We start from the raw sequence: 24,689 nt of genomic DNA on the forward strand, positions 1-24,689 counted from the left end.
GTACTCCGGAAGGAAGGGTTACAGCTCTGGATCGAGGATATCGAGTCGAACGGACAACGGGATGCGCACCTGGCCGCGGCCGCGACGTCGCTTGACGGCTTCAGCGACGACCGCTGCGCGCAGAGTGGTGGCGACGACGGAACCCGCTCCGTATTCGAAGCGCACGAGCGCACGCACCCGCTCGTCATCGCCGTCGATCGGCACCGGTCCGAGAACCGCATCGGGGGGCAGCGGAATCTCGCGCAGTGAGGCCAGCCCGCGCTCGACGGAGGCGGGGAGCCCTTCGACGAGGGCCACCCGATTGACGGGCGGCAAATGCAGAGGTGCGCGGTCGGACAACTCATCGCGCGCGAACCCGGAATGGTTCCACGTCGCGAGCGCGCGTCCCACTCGACCCTCGACGCCCACGAGGTGGATCGGTGCGCCGGGCGCCGCGAGGGCCGCGGCGTTCGACCACCAGCGCAGGCACGACTCCCCGATCCGCAGATCGGGTGCCTGCAGCATGCGCGAGCCATCGAGCAGGATCACGGCGCTGTATCCGTTCTCCGCGAGCGGCTCAGCGCCCCGCGTCGCGATGACGAGGGCGGGCTTGTCGGAGACGGACTCCACCGGATGCGTGCCATCGGCGATGATCACGCGCACGCCCGGAAAAGCTCGTCCGAGCTCATCCGCGGTGCGCTCGCTGCCCGATGCCGCCAGGCGCAGTTGTGCCGATGAGCAGGAGGGGCAGTGCCATGCACGAGCCGAGCGGCCGCACCATCCGCAGATCGGCACCGCCCCGCGATGCCGGGCACCGAGAGGCCCCCCGCAGGGGAGGCACCGCGCGGGGGCGCGACAATCCGCGCACACCAGCGTCGGCGAGAACCCGGGGCGGGCGACTTGGACGAGCACCGGCCCCTCTTCCACAGCACGCCGTGCAGCGGCGAAGGCACTCGAGTGCACGCGCTGCGTCGGCTGCTCCAGCTCCTGCTGGGTGCTCAAGAGTACTTTTGGAAGCACGCGCCGGGCGGCGCGTACATCGTCCAACCAGCCGTGCGCGACGAGGCGCTCCGCATCCGTCGTGCGGGTGTGCCCCACCAGCAGCAGGGCGGAATCCTCCTGCTCCTGGCGAAGCAGCGCCGCATCGCGCGCATGCACGTAGGGGGCGAGGGGCTCGCCGAGAAGAGGATCGCCGTCATCCCAGATCGCGATGAGACCGGCGCGGACGGGGGCATAAACAGCCGAACGATTGCCGACGACGATGCACGGTGCGTCTTCGAGACTGCGCAGGAAAGCCCGATAGCGATCGGGGTTTGTCTGGCGCGAGTCGAAGCGGACGATCGCTTCATCGGGGACGAACTCGGCCAGGGTTGCGAGCAGACGGTCGAGATCCCGATGGTCGGGGACCACCAGGATTCCGGACGCCCCGGAATGCAGCACCTGTGCTGCTGACGCGGCGAGCACATCGCTCCAGCGCACTCGGCCCTCGCTCATGCCCGGAATGGCCTCCACAGCAGCGCGTCCGGAGCCGTCGAGAATCTCGTTCAACCGGGTGTACTCCCCCAGCACACGTTCGGAGCGCGTGAGCATCTCCGGCGTCGGCACCGGGGTCGCGGCATCCGCCTTCCAGGCCTTCTCGACGCGCACCTGCCGCTTGGGGATGACGAGCCGAAGGATGTCGGAGGCGGAGCCTGCCGCCCGCTCCGCTGCCCGGCGGGCGAGTCTGTACAGCGCGTCGGGCAGCACCGGGACCGTCGAGACGACCGTCTCGACCGAAGATAGTGGGCGCTCGGCGTCATCCTCCTCGGCGATCTCGACGACGTACGCGTCGACGAGACGGCCGGCGGTGCGCAACGGAACACGCACGCGCACTCCCCGAGGAACTTCACCGAGTTCCTCGGGGAGCGCGTAATCGAAGAGGCGATCGAGCTGCGGGAGCGGGGACTCCAGAAGCACTCGCGCGATGCGCCGGCTCATCGCCGCGCCCCGCGCCCGCGCGTCACAGCCCTGCGGCGCGGCGCAGTTCGTCGGCGCGGTCCGTGCGCTCCCACGTGAAGTCGGGCAGTTCGCGGCCGAAGTGCCCGTAGGCAGCGGTCTGGCGGTAGATCGGACGCAGCAGCTCGAGCTCCTCGATGATCGCCTGCGGTCGCAGGTCGAAGACCTGACGGATCGCATCGGTGATGATCTCATCGGAGACCTTGCCGGTGCCGAACGTCTCGACGTAGAGCCCCACGGGACGTGCGACGCCGATGGCATACGCAACCTGCACCTCGAGCCGGTCGGCGAGACCTGCGGCGACGGCGTTCTTCGCGACCCAGCGCATGGCGTACGCGCCGGAGCGGTCGACCTTGGAGGGGTCCTTGCCGCTGAAAGCGCCACCGCCATGGCGGGCGGCGCCGCCGTAGGTGTCGATGATGATCTTGCGACCGGTCAGACCCGCATCGCCCTTCGGGCCGCCCGTGACGAACGGACCTGCGGGGTTGATGAAATAGCGCTCGTCAGAGGGCATCTCGAGTCCGGTCTGCTCGAGCACCGGGTCGATCACCAGACGGCGCACCTCGTGACGGATCTCCTCCTGGGAGATGTCGGGGTGGTGCTGGGTGGAGAGGACGACCGCATCGATGGTCTTCGGGATGAAGCCCTCATAACCGAGGGTGACCTGGGTCTTGCCGTCGGGGCGCAGGAACGCCAGCTCACCGGAGCGGCGCACCTCGGTCAGACGCTCGGCGATGCGGTGGGCCGTGTGGCCGGCCATCGGCATGAGCTCGGGGGTCTCGACGGTCGCGAAACCGAACATGATGCCCTGGTCGCCCGCGCCGAGGCCGTCGAGCGCATCGCTGGAGCTACCGTCGCGGTGCTCCTGGGCGAGATCGACGCCGTGGGCGATGTCGCTGGACTGCTCGCCCACCGAGACGCTCACGCCGCAGGACGAGCCGTCGAAGCCCGTCTCGCTGGAGGTGTAGCCGATCGAGTTCACGACATCGCGGACGATCGTCGGGATGTCGACGTACGCCTCGGTGCGGATCTCTCCGGCGACATGGACGAGCCCCGTCGTCACGAGGGTCTCGACCGCGACCCGAGAAGCCGGGTCCTTGGCGATCAGACCGTCGAGGATGCTGTCCGAGATCTGGTCGCAGATCTTGTCGGGGTGCCCCTCGGTGACGGACTCAGAGGTGAAAAGGCGCAGTGCGCTCATCGAGGACTCAGCCCTCACTCGGCGTGACGAAGGCGGAGCTTGTCCTCGTTGATCTCGTGGAGCGCGATGGTCAGCGGCTTGTCCTCGACGGACGAGTCGACCAGCGGTCCGACGTTGTCGAAGAGGTTGCCCTCGTGCAGGTCGGCGTAGTAGTCGTTGATCTGGCGGGCGCGCTTGGACGCGTAGATGACCAGTTCATACTTCGACTCGACACGGTCGAGCAGGTTGTCGATGGGGGGATCGATGATGCCCTTGTTGTGGTGACCGGCCATGATGGGACCTCCAGATCTGGCGACGGGTTCGTCGCTAAGTCGATGCGGCACGCGCGCGAAAGCGTTCAGCGCGCAGTGGCCTCAGACAATTCTACGACCTCGCGCGCAGCTGCGGCGACGTCCTCGTTGACAATATGGAAATCGAACTCGTTCTGCGCGGCGAGTTCGACCTTCGCGGTGCGCAGACGACGGGCGCGTTCCTCGGCATCCTCCGTGCCCCGGCCCACCAGCCGATCGACCAACTCATCCCAGGACGGCGGAAGCAGGAAGATGAGCGTGGCGGACGGCTCGGAGGCGCGGACCTGGCGGGAACCCTGCAGGTCGATCTCCAGCAGCACCGTCTTGCCCTCTGCGAGAGCGGCATCGATGGGTGCTCTCGGTGTGCCGTAGCGCGCCCGGTTGTGGACGACCGCGTACTCCAGCAGCTCGCCGTCGGCGATGAGCCTATCGAATTCCGCATCGTCGACGAAGTAGTAGTGCACACCATCGATCTCGCCCGGGCGAGCCGCGCGGGTCGTCGCCGACACCGAGAGGTGGATCTCGGGGTGGGTCGCGCGGATGTGCGCCGCCACGCTGCCCTTGCCGACGGCCGTGGGGCCGGCGAGGACGAGCAGGCGGCTGCGGCCGGCGCGGGCTTCGTTGAGCGGGAAGCGGGCATCCAGCCACTGGCTGAGGCTCGCACGCTGCCGCACGCCGAGCCCGCCGAGCCGCTTGACCGGGGAGATGTCCAGCTCCTGCAGGATCCGGTCGCGCTTGCCGATGCCGATGGCCGGAAGCGCGAGGAGGAAATCGGTGATCCGCATGGAACCGGCCACTGAATCCGCATCCGCGAAGGCCTTCTCCGCTACGGACTGCGGTGACACGACGCGCATCGTCAAGTCGCGCTTCAGCGACGCGCGGGCGCGCCGCCGTTCGACGGCACGACGAGCGGCCGCGGCGCGGTCGACGTCGGGAACACTGCGGTCAGGCATCGAGGATCTCCCGGTAGGTACGGATTCGGGTGTCGATCGCGACGGCGAGGCCGTCGGGACCGGCGGACAGGATGCTGCGGCTCTCCGAAGCGATGACGGTGGGTGCGGTCGTACCGAAGCGGGCGACGAGATCTGCGGGTCCGGCACCCTGCGCGCCGAAGCCGGGAGCGAGGATCGGCGCCGGCGGATTCGCGGACGTTATGCCCGCAGCATCCGCATCGACCGTCGCACCGATCACGAAACCGAGGCTGCCCCACTCCCCTGCGGGCGTGTGCGAAGCGTTGAACGCGGACACCGTCGTCATGACGGATGCCGAGACGGTCTCACCGGTGGCGGTCTTCGCCATCTGCAGCGTCGGCGCCTCGGGGTTGCTCGTCGCCGCGAGCACGAAGACTCCCTTGCCGTGAGCCTCGGCCGCTGCGAAGGCTCCGGTGAGAGCACCGACGCCGAGATACGGGTTCACCGTCAGAGCATCAGCCTCGAACGGCGAACCTGGGGCGAGCCAGGCCTCGGCATAAGCGTCCATCGTCGTGCCGATGTCGCCGCGCTTGGCATCCGCGATGACGATGAGACCGGCCTCGCGCCCGGCGCGCATCACGTCTTCCAGAGATGCCATGCCGGCCGAGCCGAAGCACTCGAAGAACGACACCTGCGGCTTGATGACGCCGACGCGGCCTGCGGCCGCATCCACGGTCCGCAGACCGAACTCCCGAACACCCGCCGCGCTGCGCGGAAGATTCCACGCATCCAGCAGCGCGCCATGCGGGTCGACGCCGACGCACAGGGGACCCTGTGCGCCGAGCGCCGACCGAACCCGCTCGCCGAAACGAACCGTCACAGGGCCGACTGACGGTCGAGGGCATACTCCTGCAGGCTCTTGACCGAGAAGCCCTGATCCGCGGCATCCATACCGCTCACGGCAGCGCCGAGAACGGCGATCGTCGTGAACAGGGCCTTGTCGGCGGCCACGGCCGCCGCGCGGATCTCATAGCCATCGGCACGCGCAGCGCCACCGGAGGGAGTGTTGACGATGATGTCGATCTCTCCCGCGTTGATGAGGTCGACGATGTTGCGCTCGTTGCTGTCCTGCGTCTCGCTGAACTTCGCGACTGTCGTCACGGCGATGCCGTTGCGCGAAAGGATCTCCGCCGTGCCCTCAGTGGCCACGAGTGCGAATCCGTGCTGCTGCAGACGGTGCGCGGGCAGGATCACAGCGCGCTTGTCGGCATCGGCGACCGAGATGAACACGGTCCCCGACGTGGGCATCCCGCCATAGGCTGCGGCCTGGCTCTTCGCGAACGCCGTCGGGAAGTCCTTGTCGATGCCCATGACCTCACCGGTCGAGCGCATCTCCGGGCCGAGCACGGAGTCGACGGTCTTGCCATCCGCGGTGCGGAAGCGCTTGAACGGGAGCACGGCCTCCTTGACGGCGACGGGCGCGTTCAGAGGAACGCGGGAGCCATCGGATGCCGGAAGCATGCCCTCGGCCTTGAGCTCGGCGATCGTGCTGCCGGCCATGATGCGGCTGGCGGCCTTGGCCATCGGAATGCCGAGGGCCTTGGAGACGAACGGAACCGTGCGGCTCGCGCGCGGGTTTGCCTCGATGACGTAGAGGACGCCCGCGCTGACCGCGAACTGCACGTTCAGCAGACCCCGAACGCCCACGCCCTCGGCGATCGCCAGCGTCGCCTCGCGGACGCGGTCGACGTCGCTGCGGCCGAGGGAGACCGGAGGCAGGGTGCAGCTCGAGTCGCCGGAGTGGATGCCGGCCTCCTCGAGGTGCTCCATCACGCCGCCGATATAGAGCTCCTCGCCGTCGTACAGCGCGTCGACGTCCAGTTCGATCGCGTCATCGAGGAAGCGGTCGACGAGCAGCGGGGTGCCCTCGCCGACGATAACCTCGCCCGCCGTGCGCACGAAGTAGTCGCGCAGGCTCGGGGTGTCGTACACGATCTCCATGCCGCGTCCGCCGAGGACGAAGCTCGGGCGCACGAGAACCGGGTACCCGATGTCTTCGGCGATCGCGACCGCGCCATCCGCGTCGATCGCGGTGCCGTGGCGCGGGGCCACGAGGCCCGCCTTGTTGAGCAGCTGCGAGAAGAGCTCTCGCTCCTCGGCGATGTCGATCGCCTCGGGGCTCGTGCCGAGCACCGTGTAACCGGCAGTCTGGATGCCCTTGGCCAGGCCCAGCGGCGTCTGGCCGCCCAGCTGGCAGACGACACCGAGGATCGTGCCGCTCGCGGCTTCCGCGTCGAGGACCTCGAGGACGTCCTCGAGCGTCAGCGGCTCGAAGTACAGGCGGTCGCTGGTGTCGTAGTCGGTCGAGACCGTCTCCGGGTTGCAGTTGACCATGACGGTCTCGTACCCGGCATCCGACAGCGCGAACGACGCGTGCACGCAGGAGTAGTCGAACTCGACGCCTTGACCGATGCGGTTCGGACCGGATCCGATGATGACCACCTTCGTGCGGTCGGAGGGGGCGACCTCGCTCTCGAAATCGTAGCTCGAGTAGTGGTACGGCGTCAGAGCGGGGAACTCGCCGGCGCAGGTGTCGACGGTCTTGTAGACGGGGCGCAGGCCCAGACCGTGACGGATGCCGCGCACCTCGGGCTCGGTGATGCCGCGGAGCTGGGCGATCTGCGCGTCTGAGAAGCCGTGCTCCTTGGCGTGACGGATCGTGTCGGCATCGAGCTCGGCCGCGGTGCGGACGGTCTCTGCGACCTCGTTGATCAGCACGATCTGGTCGAGGAACCAGGGGTCCATCGCCGTGGCCTCGAAAGCCTGCTCGACCGTCGCGCCCTTGCGCAGCGCCTGCTGCAGGGTGACGATGCGACCGTCGGTCGGAGTCTTCGAGATCTCGAGCAGCTCCTCGACCGAACGCGTCTCCTCTCCCCAGTGGAAGCTGGAACCGCGCTTCTCGAGCGAGCGGAGGGCCTTCTGCAGCGCGGTGGCGTAGTTGCGGCCGATGGCCATGGCCTCGCCCACTGACTTCATGGTCGTGGTCAGCGTGGCGTCGGCGGCCGGGAACTTCTCGAAGGCGAAGCGGGGCACCTTGACGACGACGTAGTCGAGCGTCGGTTCGAAGCTCGCGGGCGTCACACCCGTGATGTCGTTGGGGATCTCGTCGAGGCGGTAGCCGAGGGCGAGCTTGGCCGCGAGCTTGGCGATCGGGAAGCCGGTGGCCTTCGAAGCCAGGGCGCTCGAGCGCGAGACGCGCGGGTTCATCTCGATGACGATGATGCGGCCGTTGCTCGGGTCGACGGCGAACTGGATGTTGCATCCACCGGTGTCCACGCCCACGGCGCGGATGATGTCGATGCCGATGTCGCGCATCTTCTGGTACTCGCGGTCGGTCAGCGTCAGAGCCGGTGCGACCGTGATCGAGTCGCCGGTGTGCACGCCGACGGGGTCGACGTTCTCGATCGAGCAGACGACGACCGTGTTGTCGGCGGTGTCGCGCATCAGCTCGAGCTCGTACTCCTTCCAACCGAGGATGGACTCCTCCAGGAGCACCTCGTTGGTGGGCGAGTCGTGGAGTCCTGCGCCGCCGATTCGGCGGAGGTCCTGCTCGTTGTACGCGAAGCCCGAGCCCAGGCCGCCCATCGTGAACGAGGGACGCACGACGAGCGGGTAGCCGAGCTTCTCGGCACCGGCGATCAGGTCGTCCATCGAGTGGCAGATGACGGATGCCGCGACGTCGGCGCCGGCCTCGATGACCAGCTCCTTGAAGATCTGGCGGTCCTCGCCCTTCTTGATGGCGTCGACCTTGGCGCCGATGAGCTCCACGTCGTACTTGGCGAGGATGCCCTGCTCGTCCAGCGCCATCGCGGCGTTGAGAGCGGTCTGTCCGCCGAGGGTCGGCAGGATGGCATCCGGCTTCTCCTTGGCGATGATCGTCTCGATGACCTCGGGGGTGATCGGCTCGATGTAGGTCGCATCGGCGAAGTCCGGGTCGGTCATGATCGTCGCCGGGTTCGAGTTGACGAGGATGACGCGCACGCCCTCCTCGCGCAGAACGCGGCACGCCTGCGTTCCGGAGTAGTCGAACTCGCAGGCCTGACCGATGACGATCGGGCCGGAGCCGATGACGAGGACGGACTTGATGTCGTCGCGCTTGGGCATCAGTTCTTGTCTCCCTGGGTGGCGATGACGAGATCGCGGAAGCGGTCGAAGAGGTAGTTGGCGTCGTGCGGGCCGGCAGCGGCCTCGGGGTGGTACTGCACGGAGAACGCCGGGATGTCGAGGGCGCGAAGGCCCTCGACCACGTTGTCGTTGAGCCCGATGTGGCTGACCTCGACCTTGCCGTAGCCGTTGGGGCTGTCGAAGATTCCCTCCAGGGGCGCCTCGACGGCGAAGCCGTGGTTGTGCGCGGTGATCTCGACCTTGCCCGTGGATTTGTCGAGAACCGGCTGGTTGATGCCGCGGTGGCCGAAGGGCAGCTTGTAGGTGCCCAATCCGAGAGCACGGCCGAGCAGCTGGTTGCCGAAGCAGATCCCGAAGAACGGCAGGCCGTCGTCGAGCACCTCGCGCAGCAGAGCGACATGATCGCCGGACGCCGCGGGGTCGCCGGGGCCGTTCGAGTAGAAGACCGCGACAGGGTCGATCGCACGGATGTCGTCGATCGTCGAGGACTGCGGCAGCACGTGCACCTCGAAGCCGCGTGCGGCGAGGTTGTCGAGCGTCGCCTGCTTGACGCCGAGGTCGAGCACGGCGAGGTTGCCGAGGCGTTCGCCGATCGCGGTGATCACGGTGGCGACGTCGGCCGAGACGGCTGCGGACAGGTTCTGTCCGCTCATCTGCGGAGCCTCCTGCACGAGGCGGAGCTGCTCTTCGGCATCGAGGCCGGCCGCCGCGCCGGAGAAGATGCCCCCGCGCATGGAGCCCTCGGAGCGGATCCGGCGGGTCACGGCACGGGTATCGATCCCGCTGATGCCGACGATGCCGTCGCTGACGAGGACCTCGTCGAGCGAGGACTGCGCGCGCCAGTTCGACACGACGCGCGAAGGGTCGCGCACGATGTAGCCGGCGACCCAGATGCGGTCCGACTCGGTGTCTTCATCGTTGACACCGGTGTTGCCGATGTGGGGTGCGGTCTGCAGGACGATCTGTCCGGCGTAGGAGGGATCCGTGATCGTCTCCTGGTACCCGCTCATACCGGTGGTGAAGACGACCTCGCCGAGCGTGGTGCCCTCAGCGCCGTATGCGCGGCCGCGGTAGCGGGTGCCGTCCTCGAGGACGAGAACGGCGGAGGCGTTCGTCGAGCCTGTCGTAGTGGTCATGACTGTGCTCCTGTGTCTTTCGCGCGGGTGAGCCGCTGCAAATCTGAGATGAGTTCGAGGGGCGTGCCGGATGCGGCGCGCAGGTAGGAATCGACGATCGTGTCGTCGTCGATGTTCCAGGAGAGGCGGACGAGGCCTCCCGGCTCGACCACGCGGTCGATCGTGACCGTCGCCTGCGCGACCTCGGTGATCTTCGCCGTGGCGATGAAAACGGTCGGCGATCCATCGAGGGCGAGAGCCGCTCCGCGATCGGTGACCGCCAGCTCGCCCCGTGCCCGGTAGGCCAAGGGGCGGATGGCCAGGCGCTCGAGCGGCTCGCCGTGACGCGTGGTCGAGACGTACAGCACCTCGTGACGGGAGAGCACCTCGGCATGCTCCGGCACGCCGAGTGGTGCCGTGTGCACCCCGTCGCGTCGGAGTCGTCGTCGCCAGGACAGGAGCATCGTGATGAGGATCACGACGGCTACTGCGATGGTGATGGCAATGGCGATTTCGCGCGTGCTCACGCGTTCAGCTCCTCTACGACGGTGCCGGCTGCGAGGGTGACGCGGCCGTGGTGGATCGTCCATTCGACGCATCCGGGGAGGTCGCGACCCAGATAGGGCGAGTTCTCGCTGCGTCCGCGCAGGTCGGCCGTCGTGAAGGTGCCGGCGACGTTCGGGTCGTAGAGAGTGATCTGTGCGGGCATGCCAGCCTCGAGCGGCGTGCCGTGACCATCGAGCATGCCGATGCGCGCGGGCGCGGCGCTCATGACGCGTGCCACGTCCTGCCACTCGAGCAGGCCGGTCTGCACCATCGACTGGTGCACGACGCGCAGAGCACTCTCGAGGCCGACCATGCCATTGGCGGCGGCCTGCCACTCGCAGGCCTTCGCCTCGCTGGGGTGCGGGGCGTGGTCGGTGGCGACGATGTCGATGGTCCCATCGGCGAGGCCTTCACGAACGGCCAGCACGTCTTCTTCGCGGCGCAGCGGGGGGTTGACCTTGTAACGGGCGTCATAGCCGCGCACGAGCTCATCCGTGAGGAGCAGGTGGTGCGGGGTGACTTCGGCGGTGACGTTGATCCCCCGCTTCTTCGCCCAGCGGATGATGTCGACCGAGCCAGCTGTCGACAGGTGGCACACGTGCAGACGCGAGCCGACGTGCTCGGCGAGCAGCACATCGCGGGCGATGATCGACTCTTCAGCGACCGCGGGCCATCCGGCGAGGCCGAGCTCGGCGGAGACGACGCCCTCGTTCATCTGGGCGCCCTCCGTGAGTCGGGGATCCTGCGCGTGCTGCGCGATGACTCCGCCGAAGGACTTCACGTATTCGAGCGCTCGGCGCATGATCAGCGGATCGAAGACGCAGAAGCCGTCATCGCTGAAGACCCGCACCTTGGCGCGGGAGGTCGCCATCGCACCGAGCTCTGCGAGGCGCTCACCCTTCTGGCCGACCGTGACGGCGCCGATCGGCTGCACGGTGGCGTAGCCGGCGGCTTCGCCGAGGGCGAGCTCCTGCTCGACCACACCGGCCGAATCGGCGACCGGCGACGTGTTGGGCATCGCGAAGACAGCGGTGAAGCCGCCGGCGGCTGCGGCACGAGTGCCGGTGAGGATGGTTTCGGAGGCTTCGTATCCGGGCTCGCGCAGGTGCGTGTGCAGGTCGACCAGACCCGGCAGTGCGACGAGGCCGTCGGCGTCGATGACGCGGGCTCCGGCGCGGCTGAGGCCGTCGCCGATCTCAGCGATGATTCCGTTCTCCACCACGATGTCGGCGCGTTCCGCTCCGAGCATCGCAGCACCGGTGATCACGAGGGTTTCGGTCACTGGTCTTCCCCTCGTTCGTCGTTTCTTTCACCTGCGAGCAGCAGATAGAGCACAGCCATGCGCACGGACACCCCGTTGGTGACCTGCTCCAATACGGTGGAGCGCGGAGAGTCGGCGGCTTCGGAAGAGATTTCCAGGCCACGGTTCATCGGTCCGGGGTGCAAGACAATGCTACCGCTCGGAAGGGACCCTGCGCGTACCGCGTCCAGTCCCCAGCGCCGGGAATACTCCCGCTCACTCGGGAAATACGCGGCGTTCATGCGTTCCAGCTGAATCCGCAGCATCATGACCGCGTCGGGCCGCTGTGAGAGAGCCTCATCGAGGTCGTAGAGCACGCGCACCGGCCAGGTCGAGACGTTTTGCGGAACGAGCGTCGGCGGAGACACGAGCGTGACCTGTGCGCCGAGCGTGTTCAGCAGCCAGACGTTCGAACGGGCGACGCGGGAATGGAGCACGTCTCCGACGATCACGACATGCACATCCGAGAGATCGCGGCCGCGGCTATCGGCGTCGAAGCGACGTTTGCGGATCGTGAAGGCATCCAGCAGCGCCTGCGTGGGGTGCTCGTGCGTGCCGTCGCCGGCGTTGACGACGCCGGCGGAGATCCAACCGCTCGTCGCAAGGGTGCGAGGTGCGCCGGAGGCCGGGTGCCGGATCACGACGGCATCCGCGCCCATCGCCTGCAGAGTCTGCGCCGTGTCCTTCAGACTCTCGCCCTTGGAGACGCTCGACCCCTTCGCCGCGAAGTTGATCACATCGGCCGAGAGCCGCTTCGCGGCGGCCTCGAACGATATGCGTGTGCGGGTGGAGTCCTCGAAGAAGAGGTTGACGACGGTCTTGCCGCGAAGCGTCGGCAGCTTCTTGACCTCGCGCGACTGGGTGTCGGACATGTCTTCTGCGACGTCGAGGATGCGCAGGGCGGTCTCACGATCCAGCGTCTGCGTGTCGAGCAGATTCCTCATACTTCGATCGTCACCTCATCGGCGCCGTCGTTCTCCACGAGACGGACGTTGACGCGCTCGGAGCGGGCGGAGGGGATGTTCTTGCCGACGAAGTCAGGACGGATGGGGAGCTCCCGATGCCCGCGGTCGACGAGGATCGCCAGGCGCACGACGGCGGGGCGTCCGATGGACTGGATCGCATCGAGCGCTGCGCGGATGCTGCGCCCGGAGAACAGGACGTCGTCGACGAGGACGACGGTCTTGCCCTCGATGCCCTCGGCGGGAATGTCGGTGGGTTGCGGCGAACGCGTCGGATGCTGGGCGAGGTCATCGCGGAAGAGCGTGACATCGAGCGATCCCACGGACACGGGGACCTGCGCGATCGCAGAGATCAGCGATGCCAGTCGTTGCGCGAGAGCGACGCCGCGGGTCGGAATGCCGAGGAGGACCAAACCCTCCGCGCCCTTGTTCGATTCGAGGATCTCATGGGCGATACGGGTCAACGCCCGTGAAATGTCGGCTTGCTGCAGCACTGTTCGTGTGCTCATCCGCCGCTCCCTTCTCCGCCTCTCGGACGGTGTTAAAGGTTGCTGATGCGTCTACTCTATCGTCTCAGGCGCACGGCGTCCCCGTGCGCCTCGCCGGATCACCCGAGCTTCAGCGCCTCATCCGTGACGGGGCAGCGCTCGGCGCGGATCTCATGACCGGACGTGCTCAGGCACTTGCCGGTCTTCAGATCCCACTTCCAGTCGTGCATGCTGCAGGTGAGGATGCCGTCCTCGTCGACCTTGCCGGTCTTCGTGAGGTCTGCGCGCAGGTGCGGGCAGCGGCGCTGGACGACCCAGTCGCCGATCTGGGCGTCCTCGGTCTGGTCGGTCTGCTCCGAGTACCAGTTCTCGACGTACTCGATGCGGTCGACCGAGAGGCACTTGAGGAACGTCGTCAGGAATTCGTTGAACTTGCCGCTGCGGCCGACGGAGAACTCCATCGACAGGAAGATCGAGTTCGACCAGTCGATTTCGTGGTCGCGGATATTGGTCGAGACGAGGTCGGCGGGGATCGTGTACCAGTAGATGCACTCCTCCCCCGCGTACTCGCGCACCTTCGCCTTCGGGAAGTCCACGACCATGTCGAGCTCGCCGATGCGGAAGCGTACGCATCCACCGACGCCGAGCCTGATCGTGCGCGACTTCTTCATCAGCGGCTCCCACCACGCCTTGATGGCGGCGAGCATCTCCGCCGGCGGGAGGACCTCGGCGCGCGAGGCCTCCTCATCGCGAATCTCCTGCTGGCGGCTGGCGCGCTGCGATTCGAGGTAGTCCCACTTCTCATCGAAGATGTGGTCGATCTCGGCCTGCGTGTACAGAGTCTGCTCGATCGAGACGATGTCCTTGTCGGCGAGCGTCACGACGGTGCCCGGAATGAACAGCTGCCCGTCGTACTGCGGGGCGAGCTCCTTCATGTGGGCCAGGAACTGCTTCTGATCGGTGAAGATCGAGTCGTTCTCCTGGCCGAGTCCGTTGTAGCGGAACAGCTCGTCGCGCAGGAACATGGGCGGCCCCGCCATGGGGAACACGTGCGGCGCATCGACCTTCTCGATGTAGAACATGGCGCGCTTGTTCTGCGCCTCGCGCTTGAGTCGGGCGAAGTTCTGCTTCGCGTCCTGCGGCAGGTCGTAGACCATCGGCCACCAGATCGCACCGGAGACCTGCGTGAAGTAGGCGTCGGGCTTGCCGAAGCCCAGCAGCGCCTCGAGGTCGAGCGGGTGCGAGTCGTTCTGGTTCAGAACCGAGGCTGTGCCGTCGTCGACGCTGAGCGACGAGTCGCCGATCGGCCCGTCGCTGGGCGCGCGCAGCGGGGTGATCATGATCTTCGTGTCGCCGCGCATGATCACCTCGCCCGCGGGGGCGTAGGTGATGTTCGTGTAGCCGAGCGCACGGATGTCCTGCTCGAGTTCATCCGTCGGGTACTCCGGCAGTAGGACCTCGATGTCCTTGCGGATGTAGCGCTCGAGCAGCTTCGTGTCGAAGTGGTCGCGGTGACGGTGCGAGATGTACAGGAAGTCCGCGTCTCGGCCGAACTTCTCCCAGTCGAGGCCGCGGTTGTCCGGGAACGGGAACCACGAGCCGAAGAAGGAGGGCCCGAGAACCGGGTCGCAGATGATGTTTCCGCCGGTGGTCTCGATGAACATCCCGGCGTGGCCGAGTCCCGTGATCCGCATTGCATTTCCTCCTGGTGTGGGCCTGATGATTCTACCCGTGCGCAGATGAGCGACTGTCGGCGCAGAGCCGGGGATATTCCCGGTCAGTGCGTCAGCAGCCCGCGGATGTTGTCCGCGGTCAGCGTCTGCGCGAAGAGCTCGTCCTCGTCGATGACCGCGGAGAAGAGGCGCGCCTTGCGCTGCTGCAGAGCGAGCACCTTCTCCTCGATCGTGTCGGCTGCGATCATCCGGTAGACGAAGACGCGTTTGTCCTGCCCGATGCGGTGGGTGCGATCGATGGCTTGGGCCTCGGCCGCGGGGTTCCACCACGGATCCAGCATGAAAACGTAGTCCGCCTCGGTCAGGGTGAGTCCGAAACCGCCGGCCTTGAGGCTGATGAGGAACACGGGCTGCTCCCCCGATCGGAACTCCTCGATCACCTTGCGCCGATCGCGGGTCGAACCATCGAGGTAGAGGTACGGGATGCCGGCGGTTTCGAGTCTGTGTGCGGCCATCTGCAGGAACGAGGTGAACTGGCTGAAGACGAGAGCCCGGTGACGCTCCTGATGAAGTTCGTGCACCCGCTCCACGAGCGTCTCGAGCTTGCGGGAGGCGATCGTCGCGTCATCGGGCTCGATGAGTCCTGGAGCGAGAGCGAGCATCCGCAGCATCGTCAGCGAGCGGAACACGATGAAGCGGTTCTTGTCGAGATCCTTCAGGAGCCCGAGCACCTTCTGTCGCTCGCGCTGCAGAACCGTGTCGTAGATCGCACGGTGCGCCGGGGCGAGCTCGACCGTGACGACCTGCTCCTGCTTGGCGGGCAGGTCCGCTGCGACGAGTTCTTTGGTGCGACGCAGAACGAGAGGGCGGATGCGACGGCGCAGTCTTTCCAGCCGTTGACGGCGGTAGGCGCTCCCCTCCGCGTTCTCCGCGACCTTGCCCTGCTCGATCGGTTGGATGTAGTCCTGGCGGAAGCGGCGGGCGGAGGGGAAGAGCCCCGGAGCCGTGAGCTTCAGGAGAGCCCACAGATCGCCGAGGCTGTTCTCCAGCGGCGTGCCGGTTACCGCGAAAACGGCATCCGCGCGCAATGCCGCCACGGAACGGTGCTGCTGCGATTCCGCATTCTTGACGAACTGCGCTTCGTCGAGGATCAGCGCGGCCCATTCCACAGCGCTGAATTCCTGCTCGTCGAGCCGCACGAGCGTATAGGAGGTCACGATGACGTCGGCTTCTTGCCCAGCATCCGCGACCGACTGACCGCGCGTGAGCGCCGTCGTTTCGAGGACCCGCACCCGCAGGGACGGCGCGAAGCGTGCGGCTTCCTGCTGCCACATCGACAGCACCGATGTCGGCGCGACGACGAGGAAGGGACGCGTCTCACCGGTCTCGCGGGCATGCATGATCAGGGTGAGCAGTTGCAGCGTCTTCCCCAGCCCCATGTCGTCGGCGAGGATCCCGCCGAGTCGGTGCCGCCAGAGGAACGCGAGCCAATCGACGCCCTCCTGCTGATACGGGCGGAGCTCGGCCCGGATGCCGCGGGGAACCGGTGTCGCCGGAACTCCGGAGGACTCGCGGAGCGCCTCTGCGGTCTGCCGCCAGCTCGTCGCAGGAAGAGCGATATCAGCGAGGTCTTCGAAGTCCTCCCAGAGTGCCACCTGCGATCGGTTGATCCGGGCGCCCGTCTCCCATTCGGCGAGGTCGGCCGCTTCTTCGATCAGCTCGCGCAGCGCGTCGAGAGCGGGATGCGCGAGCGAGAAGTAGCTGCCGTCGACGAGGAGCAGCTTGGTGCGCCGTTGCGCGAGGGCGGTGAAGAGCGGGGCGAAGGGGATCTTCGTGCCATCGATCGTGACGATGACGCCGAGATCGAACCAATCGCGATCCGTGGTCTCGAGCGTCGAGACCGTGATCTCGGGTGCTCCGCTGAGCTCCCGGTAGCTCTTTGCCCGCCCGCTGACGATGACGGCGATGCCGTGCTCCTCCAAACGCGGTATGAGATGGGTGACGAATTCGGCAGCCGCCACATCGTGATACGCGCCGGACGCGGCGAAAGGCGCACCGACGATGTGCTCCCAGCTCTGCTGGAGCTCGGAAAGCGCGTGCTCCTCTGCGTTCGCATCGCGGATCGGTGCGGGCGTGTCTTCGAAGGGGAACCGGCCGTGACCGTGATAGATCCACTCGAAGCGGTAGCGGACGGTGTCACCGGGATGATGCGTTACGCAGAGGGCGGGCACAGGGACAGGCAGTGCAGGAAGAGTCAGCGCACCGATCGCGCGCACCGTGACGCGCCGGGCGAGCTGCGGGTACAGGCCGGAGAGGAACTCCGCTTCGTCCGCGGCGGGAACCTCGACCTCCTCGCCGGCTGTGAGCAGCGCGTGGGCTGATGATGCGAGCGGGAGCTCTGCGAGCCGAACTTCGACGCGAGCGCCGACCGGAAGCAGGGCGTACACGCCCGTATGGCCGATCGGGCGAGCCTGGGCAGGGGTGAAGGACCGGTCATCGACCGTGATCTCCGGCCGCAGGGCGAGGGAGCCGTCGTCTGCGCGTGCAACCTCGGCGGCGAACGAGGCGGACTCGGCCAGAGAGAAGGAGAAGCCCTTCTGGACCGTAACGACGGGGATGCCGCGGCTCTCGCCGTTCCGGAGGTGAGGCCACAGCAACGGGGACTCGACGTGGTCGAGCAGGAGCCAGTCCCCCGCCGTGCCCGACAGGAGGGAATCTCGGGAGATGCTGAGCAGATCCGTGAACCAGCGGGCGCGCTCCGCACCGAACCGCTGCGGGGATCGCCGCACGGCATCCCAGCCGATGTCGCCCTGCACCCACTTGCCGGTCGATTCGCTTCGGGTCAGCGGCCGCATCCCCAGGAGCAGCTCGCCGCGAGCCGCGGCGACATCGCGGGGCGTCGCCGACCGCACCGGGCGCGGGCCCCAGGGGCGTTCCCGGACGGAATCTCGGTGCCGGATCTCCAACCCGAGCGCGAGAGGAACGGGCGCGGCATCACGGACCGAAGCATCCATCAATGTGCGCCAGTTCGTGGACGGGCGTCCCGGGGCATCCTCGAGTTCGGGCCGGCGGGCCCGCTGACGGTGGTCGTTGCTGTGCAGCACCATCGCGACGATGTGCTCGCACGCGAACTGCGCGGAGCAGGAGCACGACGTTCCGGTCAGAGCATCGCCGTCGCCGTCGACGCGCGCCCAGGTCCGGTAGAGCTCTCCCTGCGCCCCGTTGACCCCGGCGGTCATGACCCGGGTCTCGGCGTCCCACTCCCGCTGGATGACCTTTCCGCCGGAGAACACGGAACGCCCTCGCTCGATGGTTCCTCGATCAACGAGGCGAGCGAGGGCGGAATCCGAGATGAGAGGAGCGACCACGGTCACATCCTCCTACAGGGGTCGGACAGTGCTCCGATCAGTTGGCCCGGGCGACGCGGGCGAGGACACCGTGCACGAAAGCGCCGGAGTCGTCGGTGGAGAACTCCTTCGCGAGTTCCACGGCCTCGTCGATTGCGACGGCCGTGGGGACCTCGCTGTTGTGCAGCAGTTCCCAGACGCCGATGCGCAGCAGGGCGCGGTCGACCGTGGGCATGCGCTCGATGCGCCAGTCGCGACTGTGCGTCACGATCTGCTCATCGATCTCCTCGCCGTGATCGCTGATGCCGTCGACGATCTCGCGGGCGTACATCCAGGATGCCTCGCGGGCCGGCTCGCTCGCCGCACGCTTGGCCTCGGCCGCGACGATCGTCGCGATCGACTCACCACGGACATCCGCCGAGAAGAGGATGTCGAGGGCGCGCTTGCGCGCCTTCGTTCGAGCTCCCACGTCTTACTTCTCGCGACCGAGGTACTCGCCCGTGCGGGTGTCGACCTTGATCTTCGTGCCGGTCTCGACGAACAGCGGAACCTGCATCTCATAACCGGTCTCGACCGTGGCGGGCTTGGTGCCGGCCGAGGAGCGGTCGCCCTGCAGGCCCGGCTCCGAGTAGGTGACCTCGAGGATCACGGATGCCGGCAGGTCGATGTACAGCGGGTTGCCGTTGTTCAGGGCGATGGTCACCTGCTGGTTCTCGAGAAGGAAGTTCTTCGCGTCGCCCACGACGACATCGCTCAGAGTGATCTGGTCGTAGTCGGTGGTGTCCATGAACACGAAGCCGTCGCCATCGGCGTACAGGTAGGTGAAGTCGCGGCGGTCGACGTTCTCGATGTCGACCTTGGCGCCGGCGTTGAAGGTCTTGTCGTTCGTCTTGCCCGAGACGACGTTCTTCAGCTTGGTGCGCACGAATGCGCCGCCCTTGCCCGGCTTGACGTGCTGGAACTCGACGACGGTCCAGAGCTGTCCGTCGAGGTTGAGGACGACGCCGTTCTTGATGTCTGCGGTGGATGCCATGCGTTCTGAGTTCCGTTTCCGTGAGATATGAGGCCGCTCACTGAGCGTGACGATAGTGCGGCCGACTGTTGATTCTACGCGATCAGGGCTGTGAGCTGCCGCACCGCGCTGCGATAGCCCGCGACGCCCTCGCCGATCACGCGAACGGTTGCGACGTCGTGCAGGTAGGAGAAGCGGCGGAACTCCTCGCGCGCGTTGACATCCGAGATGTGGATCTCGGCGAACGGGAGGGCGACTCCGGTGAGGGCGTCCCGCAAGGCGACCGAGGTGTGGGTCAGTCCGCCGGGGTTGATCACGATGCCCGCGCAGTCCATGCGCGCCTCGTGGATCGCGTCGATCAGGACGCCCTCGTGGTTGCTCTGGATGCTGCGAACCTCGAAGTCCGTCTCGGCGGCCGCCTCGCCGGCGATGCGCTCGACGTCCGCGAGCGTCGCGGTTCCGTAGATCTCCGGCTGGCGGGTGCCGAGCAGGTTGAGGTTCGGTCCGTTGACGAGGAGCAGCCGGCGGGGTGCACTCACGCCCCGATCTCCTGGTAGGCGGCGAACAGGAGCGACTCGTCGGGGGCCTGCAGCACGGTCGGCTTCGCGATGTCGTCGAGGACGATGAAGCGGAGCATCCCGCCGCGCGACTTCTTATCGCGCTGCATGGTCGCCAGCAGCTGGGGCCATGCGCCGGCGCGGTAGGTGATCGGCAGACCCAGCGACTCGAGCACGGAGCGGTGACGGTCGACCGCGGCGTCCGAGAGCCGCCCGGCGAGGCGCGACAGCTCCGCGGCGTACATCATGCCGATCGAGATCGCAGCGCCGTGGCGCCAGCGGTAGCGCTCGGCGTGCTCGATGGCGTGACCGAGCGTGTGGCCATAGTTGAGGATCTCGCGCTGACCGGCTTCGCGGAAGTCCTCCGAGACGACGCGCGCCTTCATCTCGATCGCGAGTTCCACCGAGCGCCGGAATCCGTCACTGGCGGTGTCCACGGCCGACGCAGGGTCCGTCTCGATGATGTCGAGGATCTCGGGGGCCCAGATGAAGCCGGCCTTGACGACCTCGGCGTAGCCGGCGGCGGCCTCGTGCGCGCTGAGGCTTCCCAGCTCAGCGAGGTCGCCGATCACGGCGCGCGGAGCCCAGAACGCGCCGACGAGGTTCTTGCCCTCCGCCGTGTTCACTCCGGTCTTGCCGCCGACGGAGGCGTCGACGAGGCCCAGGACAGTGGTGGGAACCTGGATGACCTGGATGCCGCGCAGCCAGGTGGCGGCCACGAATCCGGCGACATCCGTCACAGACCCGCCGCCGTACCCGATCACGGCATCCGTGCGGGTGAAGTCGGACTGGCCCAGAATCTGCCAGCAGAAGGCGGCGACTTCGATGCGCTTGCCCTGCTCGGCATCCGGGATCTCCGCCAGGAGGACTTCGCGCGGTCCATTGCTCGTGTCGCTGAGCAGACGCTCGCGCAGTTCTGCGGCGCGTGCGCCGAGCGTGGGCGGGTGCACGATGAGGACCTTGCGCACGGCGGGGTCCAGCGCCGTCGAAACGCTGTCGAGGATGCCGCGGCCGACGGTGATGTCGTAGGACGCCTGTCCGGTCACGCTGATTGTGGTGGTGCTCATGCCTGTTCTCTCCTCCAAGCCGCGATGTCGTCGGCGATGCGCTGCATCGGACGCCTCGAGGTGTCGAATGTGATGTCCGAGACGTCTTCGTACCAGCTCAGACGCTGCTGGTAGATCTCGGACCAGCGGGCCAATGGATCCTCCGCTTCGAGGAGCGGACGGCCTCCGGCTCGGATGCGTGTGGAAACGGCTTCCGCAGTGACGGAGAGGAACACGACCGGATGCCGGTGCAGCAGTTCCCGGGTGGTCTCCGAGGTGACTGCTCCCCCGCCGACCGAGATCACGCCTTCTTCCTCGAGAGCCGCGGCGACGATCTGCGCCTCGATCTCGCGGAAGCGTCTTTCTCCCTGACTCGTGAAAATCTCGGGAATCGGGCCGTGCTCGGCCGTGATCCTCTTATCGGTGTCGATGAACGCGATGCCCAGGCGCTTGGCGACCTGTCGGCCCACGCTGGTCTTGCCCGCGCCCATCGGGCCGACGAGCACGGTCGTCAGCGGGTCAGGACTGCTCATCGTGGGCGATCAGCGCCGCTTCCGAGGCCGGCGCAGTGCGCAGCTCCGCCGGAATGGCGGCGAGGTAGCTCTCGAGGTTGCGGCGAGTCTCCTTGACGCTGTCGCCGCCGAACTTCTCGAGCACGGCCCGGGCGAGTTCGACGGCGACCATGGCCTCGGCGACGACACCGGCTGCGGGCACTGCGCAGACGTCGGATCGCTGGTGGTGGGCCGTGGCCGCGTCGCCGGTGGCGACGTCGATCGTGCGCAGTGCGCGCGGCACCGTGGCGATCGGCTTCATACCGGCGCGCACGCGCAGAACGGTGCCCGTGGACATGCCGCCCTCGGTTCCGCCGGCCCGATCGCTGGATCGGGTGATGCCCGCATCCGCGGCGAAGAGTTCGTCGTGCGCGGCGGAGCCGCGTCGGCGGGTCGTCTCGAAGCCGTCGCCGACCTCGACGCCCTTGATGGCCTGAATGCTCATGAGAGCCTGCGCCAGGCGCGCGTCGAGACGGCGGTCCCAGTGCACGTGGGATCCGAGTCCCGGGGGCAGGCCGTAGGCGAGGACCTCGACGATGCCGCCGAGCGTGTCGCCGTCCTTGCGCGCGGCATCGACCTCGGCGACCATGCGCTCGCTGGTGGCGGCGTCGAAGCAGCGCAGCGGATCGGCATCCAGTGCCGCGACGTCGTCGGGGCCGGGGAGCTCGGCTCCCTCGGGGACCTGAACCGGGCCGATCGACAGGGTGTGGCTGACCAGACGGATGCCGAGCTCACCGAGGAACGAGCGGGCGACGGCGCCGAGCGCCACGCGGGCCGCGGTCTCCCGCGCGCTCGCGCGCTCGAGGATCGGGCGAGCCTCGTCGAAGTCGTACTTCTGCATGCCGACGAGATCCGCGTGCCCGGGACGAGGGCGTGTCAGCGGCGCGGACCGACCGCGGGACATGTCTGTCAGCTCGACGGGCTCGGGGTTCATGACCTCGATCCACTTCGGCCACTCGGTGTTGCCCACACGCAGAGCGATGGGGCTGCCGAGGCTCTTGCCGTGGCGTACGCCGCCGGAGATGGAGAGCTGGTCCTGTTCGAACTTCATGCGCGAACCGCGCCCGTAGCCGAGTTTACGGCGGGCGAGGTCGGCCTGGATCGCCTCGGAGGAGATCGGGACGCCGGACGGCAATCCCTCCATGACGGCAATGAGTTCGGGGCCGTGCGATTCGCCGGCCGTCAGCACGCGGAGCATGTCTCTAGTGTGGCATGCGTTTGCCCGGCTGCTTGCCGCATGACGGACGCATCAGCCCAGCGCGGCCCGCATAGCCGTGCGGACGGCATCCTCGTCGTCGAGAACCGCGAGCGGATCGCCGTTCACGAATGCGCGCACCTGACGCACGGCCTGCCCCAGAAGCATCTCCAGGCCGGAGATGACGGTGAACGCCTCCCAGGCGCTCGCGAGCGCCGATGGCCACGGAGCGTAGGCCGCATCGAGGAGCACTCCCCCGTCTGCGGCGAGCGGACCGGTGACGGTCTCGTCCAGGACCGTTCCGCTGGGCAGCGTCGCGATCGTCGCATCGACGGGTGCGGCGGACGTCTCGAAGACCGTCACGTCGACATCGATCCCGAGCGCGGATCCGAGGGTCATGAGCGCGCCCGCGCGCTCGGGGCGGCGCGCCCGCACCTCGACCTGCCGGGCGCCCATCTCGGCTGCGGCGACCACGGCCGAGGCAGCGGTCGCTCCGGCGCCCAGCACCCGGGCTGAGCGGATGCCGGTGACATCCGCGCCGGCGAAGGCGTCGATGATGCCGCCGACATCGGTGTTGTAGCCGGCGATGCCGGCGCCGAGGACCAGCGTGTTGACCGCGCCGGTCAACTGCGCGTGACGATCGAGCCGGTCGGCGACCCGGTGAGCCGATTCCTTGAGCGGCATCGTCGTGGAGAGCCCGCGCCAGCTGGCGTCCAAGCCGGTGAACGCCGCGTCGAATCCCGCGGTATCCACCTGGCGGCGTTCGTAGGACCAATCGAGTCCGAGGACGCGATAGGCGGCCTCGTGCAGGAGCGGCGACTTGCTGTGAGCGATCGGATCGCCCCAGACCTCCAGCCGCGTGCGCCCATCTGCCGCCATCAGTAGCAACCGCCGTCGGGGTTCTCCTCGCACCACTTGCGATACTGGGCCTCGGCGGCCTGCTGCTCGGCATAGGTGGCCGAGAACACGGTCTCACCGGTGTCGAGATTCACGGTGACGAAGTAGAACCAGGGGCCATCGGCAGGGCTCTGCGCCGCCTGGATCGCGGCCTCGCTGGGGTTCGAGATCGGCGAGACGGGAAGGCCTGCGTGCACATAGGTGTTCCAGGGGTTCTCATCGCCCACGACCTCGTCCCACGGCCAGGAAGCGACAGGTCCTTCATGCGTCAGCCCGTAGCCGAACTGTGCCGTCGAGTCCATCTGCAGAAGCCCGTGCGTCTGATCGTTGGACGGATCGAGGCGGTTCGCGATCACGCGCGAGACCTTATCGAAGTCCGCGGTGTGCCCCTCGCGCTGAACGATCGAGGCGATCGTGAGGATGCGGTTCTCATCGCCGGCCTGGACACCGGCGGCGCTGAGCGCCTCCCGTGTGCGATCCACCATGCGCTGGATGACCTCGCTCGCGGTCACCTCCGGATCGAAGGTGTACACGGCGGGGAACAACCAGCCATCGAGACGGTCGGTGTCGACGCCGTACGCTCGGGGGTCAGCAACGGCCGCATCCAGATCTGCGCTCGGGATGCCGATGCTCTCGCTGATCGCGTTCAGAGCCGACGATACCGTGCCGCCCTCGGCGATGGAGACGGTGTTCTCCATGCGGTTCGCGGGATCGCTCAGCGCCTCCAACGCCGCGGCGGCCGTCATCTGCTTCTGCAGGTTGTAGACGCCCGGATAGAAGGGCGCCTCGATGTTCTCGGAAACGAGGTAGTTGTAGAACACGCGGTCGGTCTTGGTGACTCCCGCCTCGTAGAGGGCCGTGGAGACCGGCGAGCCGGTGTCGCCCTCGCGGATCGTGATGGTCGCCTCGCCCGTCGCCTGGCCGGGCTCGTAATCGGTGGGCTCCCCCCACCCCATGAGCTCGTCGATCTGGTCGCCATAGGTGTTCATGACCCAGATGCCGCCGTAAACCGCACCGCCGATCAGCACCAGGAGGATGCCGAGGGTGACGAAGCATCCGACGCGTCGCTTCTTCTTGCGGGGCGCTCGATCCTCGTGCGACGTCTCCGCCACGAACAGGTCGTCGAGACTCGAGCCCACGATCGGAGCCGGGGTCGGCTCCGGGGTGGCGCTCACGGCGATGCCCTCCGCCGCAGGCGCCACCGGCGCACCCTGCCCGATCGGCAGTTCATCGGCCATCGGAACGCTCACGGGAGTCGTCGGCGCATCGGTGTTCTGACGCGGCGACGCGGCCGCGGCCTCCCGACGCGCCCGCCGGGTTCCGGGCGGGGGCGGCGTCGAATCCACGGACGGCACCTGATGCGACGGCTCCGGCAAATTCGCGAAGAGATCGTCGGACAGGCTGTTCGGGTCGTGATCGGGTGTCTCACGCTCGGGCAT

Annotated in this window: 20 protein-coding genes and 1 pseudogene; all 21 read right to left on the reverse strand. The window is 67.7% G+C overall.

Annotated elements, in window-relative coordinates; translation table 11 throughout:
* Window positions 1-18: 18 nt before the first annotated feature.
* The 21 genes and pseudogenes from ACWAUG_RS08145 to mltG all read right to left on the reverse strand — a co-directional run bounded on the left by ACWAUG_RS08145 (window position 19) and on the right by mltG (window position 24,689).
* The gene (locus ACWAUG_RS08145; protein WP_460802116.1) at window positions 19-1,956 is read right to left on the reverse strand and encodes a primosomal protein N' family DNA-binding protein; all 1,938 of its coding nucleotides are present in this window, start codon (window positions 1,954-1,956) and stop codon (window positions 19-21) included.
* 22 nt (window positions 1,957-1,978) lie between these two features.
* Window positions 1,979-3,175 (reverse strand): methionine adenosyltransferase, encoded by a 1,197-nt coding sequence (gene metK, locus ACWAUG_RS08150; protein ID WP_298036225.1) that lies wholly within the window; start codon window positions 3,173-3,175, stop codon window positions 1,979-1,981.
* 14 nt (window positions 3,176-3,189) lie between these two features.
* Window positions 3,190-3,447 carry a DNA-directed RNA polymerase subunit omega gene (gene rpoZ / locus ACWAUG_RS08155; RefSeq protein WP_298036227.1) on the reverse strand — a complete coding sequence of 86 codons (258 nt, stop codon included), beginning with the start codon at window positions 3,445-3,447 and terminating at the stop codon, window positions 3,190-3,192.
* A gap of 65 nt (window positions 3,448-3,512) precedes the next feature.
* On the reverse strand, window positions 3,513-4,418 hold the full coding sequence (gmk, locus tag ACWAUG_RS08160; protein WP_460802117.1) for a guanylate kinase: 906 nt from the start codon (window positions 4,416-4,418) through the stop codon (window positions 3,513-3,515).
* The gene (gene pyrF / locus ACWAUG_RS08165; RefSeq protein WP_460802118.1) at window positions 4,411-5,256 is read right to left on the reverse strand and encodes an orotidine-5'-phosphate decarboxylase; all 846 of its coding nucleotides are present in this window, start codon (window positions 5,254-5,256) and stop codon (window positions 4,411-4,413) included. Before pyrF ends, gmk begins: the two co-directional genes overlap by 8 nt.
* Window positions 5,253-8,540: a carbamoyl-phosphate synthase large subunit gene (carB, locus tag ACWAUG_RS08170; protein WP_460802119.1), complete on the reverse strand. Its 3,288-nt coding sequence runs from the start codon at window positions 8,538-8,540 to the stop codon at window positions 5,253-5,255. The genes pyrF and carB overlap by 4 nt, the downstream gene beginning before the upstream one ends.
* Entirely contained in the window at window positions 8,540-9,697 is a 1,158-nt protein-coding gene (gene carA / locus ACWAUG_RS08175; RefSeq protein ID WP_460802120.1) for a glutamine-hydrolyzing carbamoyl-phosphate synthase small subunit, read from the reverse strand. The genes carB and carA overlap by 1 nt, the downstream gene beginning before the upstream one ends.
* Window positions 9,694-10,203, reverse strand: coding sequence for a PH-like domain-containing protein (locus ACWAUG_RS08180; protein WP_460802121.1), 510 nt, complete (start codon window positions 10,201-10,203; stop codon window positions 9,694-9,696). The genes carA and ACWAUG_RS08180 overlap by 4 nt, the downstream gene beginning before the upstream one ends.
* Window positions 10,200-11,504 carry a dihydroorotase gene (locus tag ACWAUG_RS08185; protein ID WP_460802122.1) on the reverse strand — a complete coding sequence of 435 codons (1,305 nt, stop codon included), beginning with the start codon at window positions 11,502-11,504 and terminating at the stop codon, window positions 10,200-10,202. Before ACWAUG_RS08185 ends, ACWAUG_RS08180 begins: the two co-directional genes overlap by 4 nt.
* A complete protein-coding gene (locus ACWAUG_RS08190; protein ID WP_460802123.1) occupies window positions 11,501-12,466 on the reverse strand; it encodes an aspartate carbamoyltransferase catalytic subunit in 966 nt (321 codons plus the stop codon). Before ACWAUG_RS08190 ends, ACWAUG_RS08185 begins: the two co-directional genes overlap by 4 nt.
* Window positions 12,463-12,999: pseudogene (pyrR, locus tag ACWAUG_RS08195) on the reverse strand (bifunctional pyr operon transcriptional regulator/uracil phosphoribosyltransferase PyrR); the annotation flags it as partial. The gene ACWAUG_RS08190 and the pseudogene pyrR, both read right to left, overlap by 4 nt.
* A 92-nt stretch (window positions 13,000-13,091) precedes the next feature.
* Window positions 13,092-14,666: a Rieske 2Fe-2S domain-containing protein gene (locus ACWAUG_RS08200; RefSeq protein WP_460802124.1), complete on the reverse strand. Its 1,575-nt coding sequence runs from the start codon at window positions 14,664-14,666 to the stop codon at window positions 13,092-13,094.
* Window positions 14,667-14,749: 83 nt separating this feature from the next.
* Entirely contained in the window at window positions 14,750-18,013 is a 3,264-nt protein-coding gene (locus ACWAUG_RS08205) for a DEAD/DEAH box helicase (protein ID WP_460802125.1), read from the reverse strand.
* Window positions 18,014-18,050: 37 nt separating this feature from the next.
* Window positions 18,051-18,461: a transcription antitermination factor NusB gene (gene nusB, locus ACWAUG_RS08210; RefSeq protein ID WP_298036252.1), complete on the reverse strand. Its 411-nt coding sequence runs from the start codon at window positions 18,459-18,461 to the stop codon at window positions 18,051-18,053.
* A gap of 3 nt (window positions 18,462-18,464) precedes the next feature.
* A complete protein-coding gene (gene efp, locus ACWAUG_RS08215; RefSeq protein ID WP_298036254.1) occupies window positions 18,465-19,025 on the reverse strand; it encodes an elongation factor P in 561 nt (186 codons plus the stop codon).
* 74 nt (window positions 19,026-19,099) lie between these two features.
* The gene (locus ACWAUG_RS08220; protein ID WP_460802126.1) at window positions 19,100-19,543 is read right to left on the reverse strand and encodes a type II 3-dehydroquinate dehydratase; all 444 of its coding nucleotides are present in this window, start codon (window positions 19,541-19,543) and stop codon (window positions 19,100-19,102) included.
* A complete protein-coding gene (gene aroB, locus ACWAUG_RS08225; RefSeq protein ID WP_460802127.1) occupies window positions 19,540-20,628 on the reverse strand; it encodes a 3-dehydroquinate synthase in 1,089 nt (362 codons plus the stop codon). Before aroB ends, ACWAUG_RS08220 begins: the two co-directional genes overlap by 4 nt.
* A complete protein-coding gene (locus ACWAUG_RS08230; protein ID WP_460802128.1) occupies window positions 20,625-21,140 on the reverse strand; it encodes a shikimate kinase in 516 nt (171 codons plus the stop codon). The genes aroB and ACWAUG_RS08230 overlap by 4 nt, the downstream gene beginning before the upstream one ends.
* The gene (aroC, locus tag ACWAUG_RS08235) at window positions 21,127-22,356 is read right to left on the reverse strand and encodes a chorismate synthase (RefSeq protein ID WP_298036272.1); all 1,230 of its coding nucleotides are present in this window, start codon (window positions 22,354-22,356) and stop codon (window positions 21,127-21,129) included. The genes ACWAUG_RS08230 and aroC overlap by 14 nt, the downstream gene beginning before the upstream one ends.
* A gap of 51 nt (window positions 22,357-22,407) precedes the next feature.
* The gene (locus ACWAUG_RS08240; RefSeq protein ID WP_460802129.1) at window positions 22,408-23,232 is read right to left on the reverse strand and encodes a shikimate dehydrogenase; all 825 of its coding nucleotides are present in this window, start codon (window positions 23,230-23,232) and stop codon (window positions 22,408-22,410) included.
* Complete coding sequence (gene mltG / locus ACWAUG_RS08245; RefSeq protein ID WP_460802130.1) at window positions 23,232-24,689, reverse strand: endolytic transglycosylase MltG; 1,458 nt, start codon at window positions 24,687-24,689, stop codon at window positions 23,232-23,234. The genes ACWAUG_RS08240 and mltG overlap by 1 nt, the downstream gene beginning before the upstream one ends.

The organism is Microbacterium sp. GXF6406 (assembly GCF_054798215.1).

Coding starts and splice junctions, on each gene's coding strand:
- ACWAUG_RS08200 (WP_460802124.1), bottom strand. CDS start 14,666: ATGCGGATCACGGGACTCGGCCACGCCGGGATGTTCATCGAGACCACC.
- gmk (WP_460802117.1), bottom strand. CDS start 4,418: ATGCCTGACCGCAGTGTTCCCGACGTCGACCGCGCCGCGGCCGCTCGT.
- ACWAUG_RS08240 (WP_460802129.1), bottom strand. CDS start 23,232: ATGGCGGCAGATGGGCGCACGCGGCTGGAGGTCTGGGGCGATCCGATC.
- aroB (WP_460802127.1), bottom strand. CDS start 20,628: ATGAGCACCACCACAATCAGCGTGACCGGACAGGCGTCCTACGACATC.
- carB (WP_460802119.1), bottom strand. CDS start 8,540: ATGCCCAAGCGCGACGACATCAAGTCCGTCCTCGTCATCGGCTCCGGC.
- metK (WP_298036225.1), bottom strand. CDS start 3,175: ATGAGCGCACTGCGCCTTTTCACCTCTGAGTCCGTCACCGAGGGGCAC.
- carA (WP_460802120.1), bottom strand. CDS start 9,697: ATGACCACTACGACAGGCTCGACGAACGCCTCCGCCGTTCTCGTCCTC.
- efp (WP_298036254.1), bottom strand. CDS start 19,025: ATGGCATCCACCGCAGACATCAAGAACGGCGTCGTCCTCAACCTCGAC.
- ACWAUG_RS08230 (WP_460802128.1), bottom strand. CDS start 21,140: ATGAGCAGTCCTGACCCGCTGACGACCGTGCTCGTCGGCCCGATGGGC.
- ACWAUG_RS08145 (WP_460802116.1), bottom strand. CDS start 1,956: ATGAGCCGGCGCATCGCGCGAGTGCTTCTGGAGTCCCCGCTCCCGCAG.
- rpoZ (WP_298036227.1), bottom strand. CDS start 3,447: ATGGCCGGTCACCACAACAAGGGCATCATCGATCCCCCCATCGACAAC.
- aroC (WP_298036272.1), bottom strand. CDS start 22,356: ATGCTCCGCGTGCTGACGGCCGGCGAATCGCACGGCCCCGAACTCATT.
- ACWAUG_RS08190 (WP_460802123.1), bottom strand. CDS start 12,466: ATGAGGAATCTGCTCGACACGCAGACGCTGGATCGTGAGACCGCCCTG.
- mltG (WP_460802130.1), bottom strand. CDS start 24,689: ATGCCCGAGCGTGAGACACCCGATCACGACCCGAACAGCCTGTCCGAC.